Below are 13,008 nucleotides of genomic sequence, written 5' to 3'. Positions count from 1 at the left end.
ACACCTTCGCCGTCGACGGCGAAGGTCTCGCTCGCGGCAACCGGACCGGTTGCCGCCCGCCCGACCGGAACCTTGCGGTTCGTGCTGACGATCAGGGCGACGGGAGAGCTACTCCCCTTCTGCTGGCGGCTACCCTAGCGTGGCTCGCGCGGGCGCGCAAGGGCAAGCGGCGTGACATTTCGTCTCGGTCGCGGCCGCGACGGACCGTCGCCGGCGGCCATCTATAATCGGCCGATGAATGCCCCAGCCAGCGACGGCCTGCCCGTCATCCAGCTCAAGACCGAACGCCGCTCCAACCATCCGTGGATCTTCCAGAAGATGGTGGAGAAACCGGCGGTCAAGCCCAAGCCCGGCAGCATCGTCGAAATCGTCGACCGCGAGGGTCAGTTCGCCGGGCGCGGCTTCTACAACGGTCACTCGCGCATCTCGTTGCGCGTGCTCAGCACCGACCCCGCCGAGGCGATCGACGAAGCCTTCTTCGCGCGCCGCATTGCCGCGGCCGTGGCCTTGCGCCGCGATGTGCTCAAGCTCGATGCCGTCACCAACGCCTACCGCGTGATCCATTCCGAAGGCGACGGGCTGTCGGGACTCGTGGTCGATCGCTTCGCCGACCTGCTCGTCGTCGAGTACTTCTCGGCCGGCATGTTCCGCCAGCGCGAACTGATCCAGCACTGCCTGCTCGAGCATTTTCCGGGCGCCAGGCTGTACCGCTTCGCCGAGGAGCACGTGCAGAAGCAGGAGAGCTTCGACTGCGCGACGCCACCGGCACCCGAACCGGAAGTGATCCACGAGCACGGGGTGCAGTTCCACGCTGCGCCCGGCAGCAAGCACAAGACCGGCTTCTTCGCCGACCAGCGCGACAATCGCCAGTTCCTGGCGAGCCTGTGCGCAGGCAAGCGCGTGCTCGATCTGTGCTGCAATTCAGGTGGTTTCGGCATCTACGCCAGCACGATCGGCGGCGCGACCGAAGTCACCGGCGTCGACCTGGACGAAGACATCCTCGCCGTCGCCGAGCGCAATGCGCGCCTCAACAAGGTGCGCGTGCGTTTCGTGCAGGCCGACATCTTCCACTGGCTGCGCGATCGCCAGCAGGACGCCTACGACGTCGTGATCCTCGACCCGGCCAAGATGACGCGCGACCGCGAACAGGTCATCCCAGCGCTGAAGAAATACCTCGACATGAACAAGCTCGCGCTCGGCGCGGTCAAGCCGGGCGGACTGTTGCTGAGCTGCTCGTGCACCGGCCTCGTCAGCGAGGAACAGTTCCTCGACATGCTGCGCCGCGCGGCGTTCTATGCCGGCCGCAGCGTGCAGGTGCTCAAGGTCAGCGGCGCCGGGGCGGACCATCCCTGGCTCGCCCACGTGCCCGAGTCGCGCTATCTCAAGGCCGCATTCTGCCGCGTCGACTAGGCCCGGCTCAGCGCGCCGCGGGCGCGGAACGCGACGGCAGCCAGCGCGCGGCGATGCGGTCGGCCAGCACGAGCCGCGCGGTGGCGGCCTGCCCGGCCCGCTCATAGGCGATTGCCAGCCGCGTGCCGACCGGCAGCTCGCGCAGGCGCCGGCGCCAGTCGCCCAGTGAGCGCGTGGTGACCGCCTCGCCGCCGATGGCCCGGATCCGATCGCCGGGCTTGAACCCGGCGCGGGCGGCGGCGCTGCCGGACGCGACATCGGCCACGCGCAAGCTGGCGCCTTCACCGAGCAGCCACAGGCCACTGCGATCGAATGGATCGGCTTGCTCGAACGCGGCATTGGGCGCCAGGTACAGCGCGCGCGTGGCGTAGTCGATCGCAAGCGTGAAGCGCTTGAACACGCCGCCGCCGAGGTTGGCCGCGACGTCGGGACTGGCGAACGAACCCTTGTCACCGGTGTAGAGGTCACCGGCGATGCCGTCGATGTCGAGACCGGCCAACTGCAGGCGACCCAGTCGCGCGGGGCGGCCGCGATTGGGGCCACCGACACCCCAGCCGACCACGGCTTCGGTATCGGCGTGGTATTTCGCCACGAGGCCATGCTCGCGCACGAACGGCGAATGCAGGGTCAGCGATGCTCGCGAGCCGGTGTCGATGCTGGCGCGGATCGGCAGCCCGTCGAGCATGCCGCTCACGATCGGCATGCGTTCGCCCTGTTCGAAGGCGAGCCGATGGGCGCCGGCCGGTGGCACGAACCGTTCCGGCGCGGCCAGGCTCAGTACGCCGCCCGCATAGTCGATCGTCACGCCGAAGCGGCGAAACATCTCGTACCCGACCAGGCCATCGGCCACCACGCCCTCGACCGCATCGAGGTCGCCCAGATCGACGACGTAGAACACGGGCTGCTCCAGCACCGCCTCGCCCACGCGCACCTGCCGCGCATGGGCGAGGCTGAGATCAACCTCCTGCTCGCCCACGCCGCGCGCGGCGAGCTTGCCCTGTGCCGACAGGCCGAACTTGCGCGCCGCGGCGGGCGTCAGCAGATTCACGCCACCGGTATCGACGAGGAAGCGGGCCGGCTTGCCGTCGATCGCGCCATCGACGTAGATGTGGTTGTTGACGAGCTCGAACGGGATGCGGGTGACGCCCGCGGCGTTGTCGATGCGCGCCGTGGCGGTCATCTCCGGCACCGCGAAGTCGGCATCGGTGACCGCCACGTTGACGGCCACGCGCTCGATGCGCAGCTCGGTGCGGCGCCGCGGGTCGGTGCGTCCGGCAGCGTCGGTGAGCTCGGTCACGCTGTGGCGCGGCAGTTCCAGGCCATCCTGCTCGCGCCAGTCCGCCAGCAGCGTGGTGGCGATGTCCTGCCCCTGTGCCTGCACGATGCGGGTCAGGCGATGGCTGGCCATATCGAAGTACAGCGTGACCGGCTCGCCAGCGGCAGGCGTGGCTTCGACCACGGCGTAGGCATGGCCATCGAGGGTCTGCGTGCGCAGCGCGCCAAAGCTCGCCGGCATGCGTTGCCGATACCAGTAGCCATGGGCGTCGACCCAGGCCTGGCTGCGCGCGCGACGCCTGGCCGCGGACGCATCGAGCCTGGCCACTTCGCCGCCTGGATCACGCGACCAGCCATGCTCGCCATCGTAGCCATCGGCCCCCTCGATCGGCCCCAGCCGATAGTGGGTCACGCTGCGTGCGGCGGACAGATCCAGCAGCGTGCGGAAGCTGCCGTGCAGGCCACCGGCGTGGAGTTCGCCTTCGAGCGCGAGACTTCGCACCGCGTCCCAGCGCGCGCCGCCGCTGGCATCCTTGTCGGCCTGCAGCACGGCGTCGACATCGATCGCATGGGCGGGTGCGGGCGACCACGCCAACAGACCCAGCAGCGCGAGCAGCAGATGGCGGCACATGGCGGTTCTCCTCGTTGCAGGCGGCGCTTGCGATGGGCGGCCGTTGTTTGAATAATTGATGATAATTTCAAACCAAACAAGCCAACCAATGGCACGGTGCAATGGCCACGTCGTCGCCGACGTGGCACGGATCGACCTGCTGGCATCGCCGGCGCGGATGGAGATCATCGATGCGCTGGAGGCAGCCCGCGCCGCGATGAGCGTCGCCGCGCTGGCCACCCAGCTCGGCCGGCCGGCCGACGGTCTGTATTACCACCTGCGCCAGCTCGTGGCGGCCGGGCTGGTGGTGGAACAGCGCGCTGCGGCCGGGCGCAGCTATCGCGCCGCCACGCCGCGCGGCAAGCGCCTGCGCATCGGCTACCAACCGGGCGCGACGGCCAACGCCGACGCCGTGGCGCGCGCGGTGGCGAGCCTGTTGCGGGTCGCGCAACGCGACTTCAGCGCCGCCCTCGCCGATCCGGACTGTGTGGTCGAGGGGCCCCGGCGCGAGCTGTGGGCCGGCCGCGTCACCGGCTGGGTCAACCGCGCGGAACTGGCCGAGATCAACGCGCTGCTGGCGCGACTGGGTGCGCTGTTGCATCGCTCGCAGGGCAAGCGCAGCGGGCGCCTGGTGGCCTTGTCGTGGGTGCTGGCACCATTGCAGCTGGCGCCCGAAACGGCCGCCAAGCCGCGTCGCGCGCGCCGCACGCCGCGCTGAACGCCATCGACCGCGACGCGCCGATGCCGGCCAACGCGGGCTAAACTGTCGGCTTGTGCAGGCCGGAGCATGCGATGAACGACGGACCCGAGACGAACATCAGCCGCGAGCAGGCCGAGGCGGCCGTGCGCACCCTGCTGCGCTGGGCCGGCGACGATCCTTCCCGCGAGGGCCTGCTCGACACGCCGCGCCGCGTGGTCGACGCCTACCGCGACTGGTTTTCGGGCTACGCGGTCGATCCGGCGGAGTACCTCGAACGCACGTTCGAAGAGGTCGATGGCTACGACGAGCTGGTGGTGCTGCGCGACATCCGTTTCGAATCGTTCTGCGAGCATCACATGGCGCCGATCATCGGTCGCGCCCATGTGGGCTACCTGCCCGCCGACAAGGTGGTGGGCATCTCCAAGCTCGCCCGCGTGGTCGACGCGTACGCGCGGCGCTTCCAGGTGCAGGAAAAGCTCACGGCGCAGATTGCCCACTGCATCGACCGCGTGCTCAAGCCACGTGGCGTCGGCGTGGTGATCGATGCCTCGCACCAGTGCATGACCACGCGCGGGGTGCACAAGCGCGGGGTGTCGATGGTGACCAGCCAGATGCTCGGCGCATTCCGCGACGACGCGCGCACGCGCGCCGAGTTCCTGCGCTTCATCGACATCGACAGTCACGCCCACCAATGACGCACGCGGCGGCGCCGCGCGCCGCCGCACATCCACCTGCCCGGGCTGCTCGTCGCCATCGTCACCCGGGCCAACCGCAAGCCGGACATCCGTTTGAACACCACGCCTGACACGCCGCGCCGCGCCGCGGTGATCTTCATCTTCGTGACGGTGCTGATCGACATCCTGTCGTTCGGCATCATCATCCCGGTGCTGCCGCATCTGATCGAACGCCTCGGCGGCGGCGGCATTGCCCGCGCCGCGATGTGGGTGGGCATATTCGGTACGCTGTTCGCGACGATCCAGTTCATCTGCGCACCGATTCAGGGCGCGCTGTCGGATCGTTTCGGGCGGCGCAGCGTGATCCTGCTGTCCAACCTCGGCATCGGCGTCGACTTCCTGTTCATGGCGCTCGTCAACAGTGTGCCGATGCTGCTGGTGGGTCGCTTCGTGTCGGGCATGTTCGCCGCCAGCTTCACCACGGCCAACGCCTACATCGCCGACGTGACGCCACCCGCCAAGCGCGCCGCGAGCTATGGTCTGCTCGGTTCGGCCTTCGGCATCGGCTTCATCATCGGCCCGGCGCTGGGCGGCTTCCTCGGCCACCACGACCTGCGCTGGCCGTTCTACGCCGCGGCGCTGCTCGCGCTCACCAACTTCTGCTACGGCTGGTTCATCCTGCCCGAGTCGTTGCCGCGCGAACGGCGCAGCGCGCGCTTCGACTGGTCGCACGCCAACCCGCTGGGATCGATCATGCTGCTCAAGCGCTATCAGTCGGTGCTGGGACTGGCCGGCGTGGTGTTCGTGGCCAACCTCGCCCACTATGCGTTGCAGAGCGTGTTCGTGCTGTACGCCGACTATCGGTATGGTTGGGGCGAACAGAAGGTCGGTTATACGCTCGCGCTGGTCGGCCTGTGCAACGCGATCGTGCAGGCCGGGCTCGTGCGCCGGCTCGTGCCCGTGCTCGGCGAGCGCCGCACGTTGCTTGCCGGCGTGCTGTTCGGCGCCAGCGGTTTCGCGGTGATGGGACTGGCGCCGAACGGCGCGACCTTCCTCGCCGCGATCCCGCTGCTGGCGCTGTGGGGTCTGGCCGGACCGGCCACGCAGGCGCTGATCACGCACCGGGTCGATGAGCACGAGCAGGGTCGTGTGCAGGGCGCCGTCAGCAGCCTCAGCAGCGTCGCCGGCATCTTCGGACCCGCCTTGTTCACGCAGGTGTTCGCGTTGTTCATCGGCGCCCGCGCGCCGTCCGTGCTGCCCGGCGCGCCGTACCTTCTGGCCACGGCCCTGCTCGTGTTCGGCTGGTTCGTCGCCTGGCGCGTCACCGCGGGCCAGCCGCGCCACATCCATGCCGCCGCGCCGAGCGGCGTGCCCGAACAGGCTTGAACACGGCCCGTTGCAATCATCGATTGGCTGCCCCATCTGCTGTACGCAGCGCACCATCGCCGCGTGACCGAGGAGACCCGACCATGCTGACCTTCCTGCTCTGGCTGCTGCTGCTCGTGCTGTGCTGGCCGCTGGCCCTGCTGGCGCTGCTGCTGTATCCGCTGGTCTGGCTCATCCTGCTGCCGTTCCGCCTGCTCGGCATCGCGGTGGAAGGTGTGCTCGAACTCGTGCGCGGCGTGATCCTGCTGCCGGCGCGGGTCCTGCGCGGTCGTCCGCGCGGCTGAGCAGACCGGCCGCGCGTCGTTGCGCTCAGCCGAAGAACCAGTAGCACACCGCAATCGCCGCGAGCACGCCGGCCAGGTCGGCGAACAGGGCGCAGCCGACCGCGTGGCGCACGCGGCGGATGCCGACTGCGCCGAAGTACACCGCGACGACATAGAACGTCGTTTCGGTGCTGCCCTGGATCGTTGCCGCCAGCAAGGCCTGGAAGCTGTCCACGCCATGCGCCTGCATGGTGTCGATGAGCATCGCGCGCGCGGCACTGCCCGAGAACGGCTTGACCAGCGCGGTCGGCAACGCGTCGATGAAGCGTGTATCGAGATGCAGCGTCTGCGCGAGCCAGCGCACGCCGTCAAGCGCGAACTCGAGGGCGCCCGAGGCGCGCAACACGCCGATTGCACACAGCATCGCCACCAGATACGGCAGCAGGTCGCGCGCCACCTCGAAACCCTGCCGGGCGCCGTCGACGAAGCTGTCGTAGACCGGCACCTTGCGCCATGCGCCGACCGCGAGGAAAGCCAGGATGATGCCGAACAGCGTGAGGTTGCCGAGCAACGACGACAACGAGGCGAGCGAGGTCGCAGGCAGGCGCAGCAGGACGGTGATGAATGCGCTGAGCAGGGTGGCCGCCGCCAGCAGCGCAACCAGCAGCAGCGGATCGCGCAGGCGGATCCGCTGCACCAGCGCGACCGCGAGGAAGCCGGCCAGCGTCGACGCGCTGGTGGCGAGCAGGATCGGCACGAACACGAGCGCCGGGTCAGGTGCGCCCTGCTGCACGCGGTACATGAAGATCGATACCGGCAGCAGCGTAAGCGACGACGCATTGAGCACGAGAAACAGGATCTGGGCGTTGCTGGCCGTGTCCGTACTCGGATTGAGTGTCTGCAGTTCACGCATCGCGCGCAGTCCGATCGGCGTGGCGGCGTTGTCCAGGCCCAGCGCATTGGCGGCGAAGTTGAGCGTGATGAGACCGATCGCGGGATGATCGCGTGGCACCTCGGGCATGACGCGCGCAAACAGCGGGCCGAGCGCGCGCGCCAGCCACTCGACCAGGCCGGCACGCTCGGCGATGCGCAGGAAGCCGAGCCACAGCGTGAGCGTGCCGAACAGCAGGATCATGACCTCGACCGACAATCGCGCCATGTCGAACAGCGCCGCGATCATCGCCGCAAACACGCCCGCATCGCCCGCACCGACCCAGCGCGCGAGCGCCGCGAGCGTCGCAACCACGAAGAAGCCGAGCCAGAGCCGGTTGAGCATGGGCGCATGATCGCGGATCGCGGTCGGGCTGCCTACCGTCACGGGCTGCCTGCGTCGCGGCATTGGCCTTGCGCCGGGCGCGACATGACGTCAAGGTGGCCGACCGGGTCAAACGGAGCGTGCAATGGCCACGCCGGTGCTGGTTTCGTGGAGCGGCGGCAAGGATGCCGCGCTGGCCCTGGCGCGCCTGCGCAGCGATCCGGCCTGGCGCGTCGTCGGCCTGCTGACGAGCGTGGTCGGACCGGACGCCTGCGTGCAGGCGCAAGGCATTCCACTGGCGATTGTCGAGGCCCAGGCGGCCGCGCTCGGCCTGCCGCTGCAGGTCATGCGCTTGCCATCGATGCCAGACAATGCCTGCTACGTAGCGGCGCTGGCCGAGAGTCTCGCCGCGGCGCGCGCCGCGCACGAGCGCGCGTTGCGGCATATTGCCTACGGTGACCTCCACCTGGCCGATGTGCGGGCCTGGCGCGAAGGCGTGCTGCAGCCATTGGCCTGGAGCGGTGTGTTTCCGCTGTGGGGCACGGCGCCGCAAGCGCTCGCGCATGAGTTCATCGCTGGCGGCCATCGCGCCGTGCTGTGTCGCGTCGACACGAGTCAGCTCGCTGCACACTACTGCGGTCGCGCCTACGATGCGCACCTGCTCGCCGACCTGCCGGCGAGCTGCGATCCGTGCGGGGAGCGCGGCGAGTTCCACACCTGCGTGCACGACGGCCCGCTGTTCGCGTACGCGCTGCCGCTGCGACAGGATAGACGGCTCGCGGAGGCGCCGCATGCGGTGCGCTGCGCCCTGTCGCTGGCCACGGCGGGCACGACCGGCTGAAAGCGCGCGCATCGTTGGCGCGACGCGCCGCCTGTCGACCTGCGCAAGCAAAAAAAACGGCCCCGTTTCCGGGGCCGTTACAAAAACAGACAGACTCGTTCGGCTTAGAACTTCTGCTGATAACGGACGTAGTAGAAACGACCGATATCGAAGCCGCCGTAGTAGTCGTACTGCGAGTTCGGATCCGAATACAGCACCGGACCTTCGTGGTCGAACACGTTGTTCGCACCGACCGAGATCGTGCCATTCCACGGCGCATTCCAGCGGACCTGGAGGTCGTGGAAGGTGTTGGCACCGGTACGGTTCCAGTTGCCCTTGGTGCCATTGGCCCAGTGACCGGGCATGTTGCACTCAGGGCCACCCTGGCCGCCATTGACGTCGTACGAGCACTTCTCGCGGATCGAGGAGAAGTAGCGCGAGGTGAACGTCGCGCCGAAATCACCCCAGCTCCAGTCGACACTGCCGACCGAACGCGTGCGGAAGTTCGAGCCGTAGCCGTTGGCGTGCGTGACCGGAGTCGTCGGGGCGTCGTCGGCCTTGCCGTCCTGCTTGGACATGTAGGTCGTGTTCCAGCGCACCATGAAGCGGCCAAACGAGAACTCGGGCAGACGGTAGTTGACGCCGAAATCCCAACCTTCCGTCTCGACCCAACCGGAGTTCAGACCGCCGCGGAGTGCGTAGACAACCATGCCGTTGGTCGGGCTGCGCTGGAACAGCAGGTTCGAGCAACGCGATGCCACGCCGAGCACATAGCAGTCATCCAGCATGCCGGACACCGAGTCGCCGCCAATCGCATTGTTGATGCGCACGCGGAACCAGTCGACGGCGACGTCAAGGCCATCGACCCAGTGCGGGCTGTAGACGAGGCCGGCCGTCTTGCTCGTTGCCGTTTCCGGCTGCAGGAACGGGTTGCTGCCCGAGAAGAACTGCACGCCCGTCTGGCAGGGTACGGTCGCGCAAGGCGTACCACCCTGACCCGGCTGATGGAAGTTGGCGCCCACGCCAGGCTGACCACCAAAACCGCTGACGCAGCGCTGCATGACCGCGGAGTTGCTCGCCGCCGCACCGAGCGTGACGTCGCACGGATCGGTGTAGTAGTCGAACGTGCCGCTGATGCCGCCGTACAGGTCGCCGATGGTCGGCGCGCGGAAACCCTGCGCGTAGTTGGCACGCACGAGCAGGTCGTCGATCGGGCGCCAGGTCAGGCTGAACTTGCCGTTGGTGGTGTCACCGAACGAGCTGTACTTCGAGTAGCGACCCGCAACGTTGAACGACAGCTCACGCGCGAGGAACATGTCGCGCAGAACCGGCACGTCCACTTCGAGGTAGTACTCGTCGACCTTGTACTTGCCGCCGGTCGGACCGCTGGCCAGATCGGTACTCATCGCCGACTGCTTCATCGCGTCGGGAATGAAACTACCCGACTCGTTGCGATGCTCGTAGCCACCTGCCAGCGCGAGATCGCCGGCCGGCAGCGTGAAGATGCTGCCCGTGATGTTGGCGCTGTAGTCGACCGTGCGTGTATTGCCCGTGTCGTGCGAGAACGGGAACAGGTAGGACTGCACTGCCGGATCCGACAGCGAGTAGGCGCCGCCCTGGCTTGGCGTCAGGAACGGGTTCCACGGCACGCACGAGCCCGGCGCGGTGCCGTACGGAATCGGCGCACTCGCCGTACCGCAGGTCACGCGACCAGTGGCCGGATCGTAGAACGACGGACCCAGCGCATTGCGCGTCGCCAGCAGGGCGAAGTCGCCGCGACCGGTCTTGAGCAGGTCGTTGTTGTTGACGTAGGCGCCAACATCCCAGTTCCAAGTGTGGTCGCCGATCTGGAAATCACCTTCGAGCGTACCCGAGACTCGATAGGTCTGCAGATCGCTGACGGTCGTGCGCGGCATCTCCCAGCCACGACGGTAGAAGTAGATCTGCTCACCCGTCGGGTTGAAGTAGCTGTCCGGCGACAGACCGATGTACGGATGCGCGGCGGTGTCACCCGGAATCGTGAAGGCGGGCTGGAACGGATAGCCGGCCACCTGCTGCGTGGCGCGACGCTTGTTGTACAGGAAGTCGCCCGTGAAGCGGACATGGTCGGTGATGTCGTAGTTGCCGCTCGTGAACAGCGAGTGGCGCTCGACACCGGTGTTGAGCATCATCTGGTAGTTCGGGTTGGAGCGGTCGTTCGGCGCGCCGCCAGCACCCGTGTTGTGCCAGTCGGCCGGATTGCCCGGATTGCCGCCCGGGTTGAGCGCGCACAGGCCCGATGAGCAGTAGCCCGGCGGCATGAAGAAGTTGCCGTACTGCGACACGATCGACCAGCCGGCATTGGGATGACGCGTGGTGTCGGGGAACGCGCTGAACCAGCGGTCCTTGGCCCACACCGGCTCTTCCTTGGTGTACTCGGCCGTCATCGTCACCGAACCACGATCGCTGTGTGCACCGAGCACCATGCTGTAGTTCTGCTTGACGCCGTCGTCCTGATCGTACTGGCCGACGAAACCGCTGGCCTCGGCACCATCGAAGTTGCGACGGGTGATGATGTTGACCACGCCCGCGATCGCGTCCGAACCATAGATCGCCGAGGCACCGTCCTTGAGGACTTCGATGCGGTCGATCGCCGCCATCGGGATCTGCGACAGATCCTGCAGGCCATCGGTGGTGGTACCCAGGCGCTTGCCGTTGATCAGCACGAGGGTGCGGTTGGCACCGAGGTTGCGCAGATCAATGTAGTAGCCACCGACGTTCTCGCCGGAGGCCAGAACCTCGGAGCGGCTGATCGGCGGGGTGCCGGCTTCCGGCATGTTCTGCAGGATGTCGGCGACCGAGTTGAAGCCCTGCTTCTCGATGGCCGCGCGATCCATGACCACGATCGGCTGGGCCGTTTCCACATCCGCCTTGCGGATGCGCGAACCCGTCACGGTGATCGTTTCGAGTTTCTGGCTGTCCTGATCGGACCCCGTATCCTGCGCGAACACCGGCGCGGCCGACAGGCCGATCGCGGCGGTTGCGCCCGCATACAGAGCATAACGCACGGCTTTGAAAAGCTCGTTGCTCATTAATTTCATTTCACTCTCCAACGTCAGAGTTGTCACAGCTCGGGACAAGTGCTCTTCCATCCTGGAACGGCCACATATGGCCCACCAAATTCCTCGGCAGTTTGGGATACTAACAAGATTCTTACGATTTTGGAATCCCGCAGCAACGCCGGAACGGTTGGATAATGTTGTTTTTAATCAACGTGTTACGCTATACGCGCCGTCGTGGCCCGGGCACCGACGGCACTTGCGCGCAGGCAACGGATCTGCCTGCGCAACGTCGACGGCGGCTACGGGGTTCGACCCGGCCATGGCATGTGGCCGACGCATGCCGGAAGCGGCAGCCGTCCACGACGGGGCCGGCGCTGACCTGGCACGGCGGCCATAAGGCTGGCGCACGATGACGCGAAGGGATGTGAGGCGCCGGCCCTGAGCGGCGCCGGAAGGATCGCGAGGGTCGGCGCACGCGGCCTGCGGCCGCTGCCTGTCACAGATCCTGACGGTACTGGATGTAGGGGGTGCGGGCCTGGCCGTCGCTGTCGCGCGGCGATCCCGACGGGGCAGACAGGATGTTCTGGGCGCCGACGCTGAGCTCGCCTGCCCACGGCGTACGCCAGGAAATGCCGAGGTCGAGCGTGGTCCAGCGCTTGCCCGCCAGCAGCGGGTCGTCACTGCGCAGGACATGGCCGACGATGGCGCCGCGCAGCGAGCCGACATCGAGTCCGAGGCTCAGTGACAACTGATCCAGATCGACGGCAGGCAATGCCGCGCCGGCCAGCCGCGAGCCATGCAGGCGCGCATAGCTGGCGGTGAGGTCGAGCGCGCGATCCTGATCGAAGCGCCAACGGCCACGTGCGAACAGCGCCGATTCCTCGTCGGCCAGGCGCGGCAGCAGGCCAAGACCGCCACCGGCATCAAGCGTCGGCAGCGGATCGAAGCCGACATTGGTGACGCCGAGCGGCAACGTGGACCTGAGCCACGACAGGCCATAGCTGAGATCGACCGTGCCCTGCACCGAGGTCCAGCCCATGCCGAGCATGCCGCCGGCCGCGCCTGCGGCTGGCTCGGTCGCAGCCAGGCAGTTGCCGAGAGCGCACGGTGCCAGCACCGGCGTGTATTGGCTCAGCAATGCATCCAGGCGCAGACCGTTGCTGAACTGCAGACTCAGGCCACCCCCCGTTGAGGTCAGGCCGGCCGGATTCCAGGCGCTGGCGCCGAAGCGATTGGGCAGCGCCGCCTGCCCTGGCGCCACCCAACCGGGTGGCAGCGCCACCACGGCGAGCAGCTGGCCGTCGACACCGGACCAGATCGGCAAGACGGGGGCAGCGGCATCGCCGCCGAGATCGGTGGCGAGCAGGCGATCGACCAGCGGCGTTGCCGACGGCGACGCCACGGGCTGCTGCGCCAGCGCCGCAAGCGGCAGCAGGGACAGCATCAACGTGGCGAAGTACGGCTTCATCGGACGCGGCGGCAACGCTCAGGTGGACGATGGCACTCAGAGATGGTGACGCTGGGGAGAGTTCCAAACAAACCCCATCGACTGGGCTGCAATCATAGCGCGATTC

At 67.8% G+C, this 13,008-nt stretch carries 10 protein-coding genes; 6 read left to right on the top strand and 4 right to left on the bottom strand.

Annotated elements, in window-relative coordinates; translation table 11 throughout:
• Positions 1-234 precede the first annotated feature (234 nt).
• The gene (locus KF903_RS04540; RefSeq protein WP_291211582.1) at positions 235-1,410 is read left to right on the top strand and encodes a class I SAM-dependent rRNA methyltransferase; all 1,176 of its coding nucleotides are present in this window, start codon (positions 235-237) and stop codon (positions 1,408-1,410) included.
• Positions 1,411-1,417: 7 nt separating this feature from the next.
• Here the strand turns inward: KF903_RS04540 and KF903_RS04535 are convergent, their stop codons facing one another.
• Positions 1,418-3,316, bottom strand: a complete 1,899-nt coding sequence (locus KF903_RS04535) for an aspartyl protease family protein (protein ID WP_291211579.1) — start codon at positions 3,314-3,316, stop codon at positions 1,418-1,420.
• A gap of 88 nt (positions 3,317-3,404) precedes the next feature.
• Between KF903_RS04535 and KF903_RS04530 the strand changes: the two genes are divergently transcribed.
• The 4 genes from KF903_RS04530 to KF903_RS04515 all read left to right on the top strand — a co-directional run bounded on the left by KF903_RS04530 (position 3,405) and on the right by KF903_RS04515 (position 6,339).
• Complete coding sequence (locus tag KF903_RS04530) at positions 3,405-4,013, top strand: helix-turn-helix domain-containing protein (RefSeq protein WP_291211577.1); 609 nt, start codon at positions 3,405-3,407, stop codon at positions 4,011-4,013.
• Positions 4,014-4,087: 74 nt separating this feature from the next.
• Positions 4,088-4,690, top strand: coding sequence for a GTP cyclohydrolase I FolE (gene folE, locus KF903_RS04525; RefSeq protein ID WP_291211574.1), 603 nt, complete (start codon positions 4,088-4,090; stop codon positions 4,688-4,690).
• Positions 4,691-4,783: 93 nt separating this feature from the next.
• Positions 4,784-6,055, top strand: coding sequence for a TCR/Tet family MFS transporter (locus KF903_RS04520; protein WP_291211571.1), 1,272 nt, complete (start codon positions 4,784-4,786; stop codon positions 6,053-6,055).
• A gap of 83 nt (positions 6,056-6,138) precedes the next feature.
• Entirely contained in the window at positions 6,139-6,339 is a 201-nt protein-coding gene (locus KF903_RS04515; protein ID WP_291211568.1) for a hypothetical protein, read from the top strand.
• 25 nt (positions 6,340-6,364) lie between these two features.
• Here the strand turns inward: KF903_RS04515 and KF903_RS04510 are convergent, their stop codons facing one another.
• Positions 6,365-7,594, bottom strand: a complete 1,230-nt coding sequence (locus KF903_RS04510) for a spore maturation protein (protein WP_291211566.1) — start codon at positions 7,592-7,594, stop codon at positions 6,365-6,367.
• A gap of 124 nt (positions 7,595-7,718) precedes the next feature.
• On the opposite strand from KF903_RS04510, the gene KF903_RS04505 reads away from it, so the two are divergent.
• Complete coding sequence (locus tag KF903_RS04505; protein WP_291211563.1) at positions 7,719-8,414, top strand: ATP-binding protein; 696 nt, start codon at positions 7,719-7,721, stop codon at positions 8,412-8,414.
• 104 nt (positions 8,415-8,518) lie between these two features.
• Here the strand turns inward: KF903_RS04505 and KF903_RS04500 are convergent, their stop codons facing one another.
• Positions 8,519-11,473 carry a TonB-dependent receptor gene (locus tag KF903_RS04500; RefSeq protein WP_291211560.1) on the bottom strand — a complete coding sequence of 985 codons (2,955 nt, stop codon included), beginning with the start codon at positions 11,471-11,473 and terminating at the stop codon, positions 8,519-8,521.
• Between the two features lie 457 nt (positions 11,474-11,930).
• On the bottom strand, positions 11,931-12,902 hold the full coding sequence (locus KF903_RS04495; protein WP_291211557.1) for a hypothetical protein: 972 nt from the start codon (positions 12,900-12,902) through the stop codon (positions 11,931-11,933).
• Positions 12,903-13,008: the final 106 nt, after the last annotated feature.

Source organism: Dokdonella sp. (assembly GCF_019634845.1).
Taxonomy (GTDB): Bacteria; Pseudomonadota; Gammaproteobacteria; order Xanthomonadales; family Rhodanobacteraceae; genus Dokdonella_A.
The sequence above is the reverse complement of the archived record's forward strand: the minus strand, read 5'-3'. Positions and strand labels throughout refer to the sequence as shown.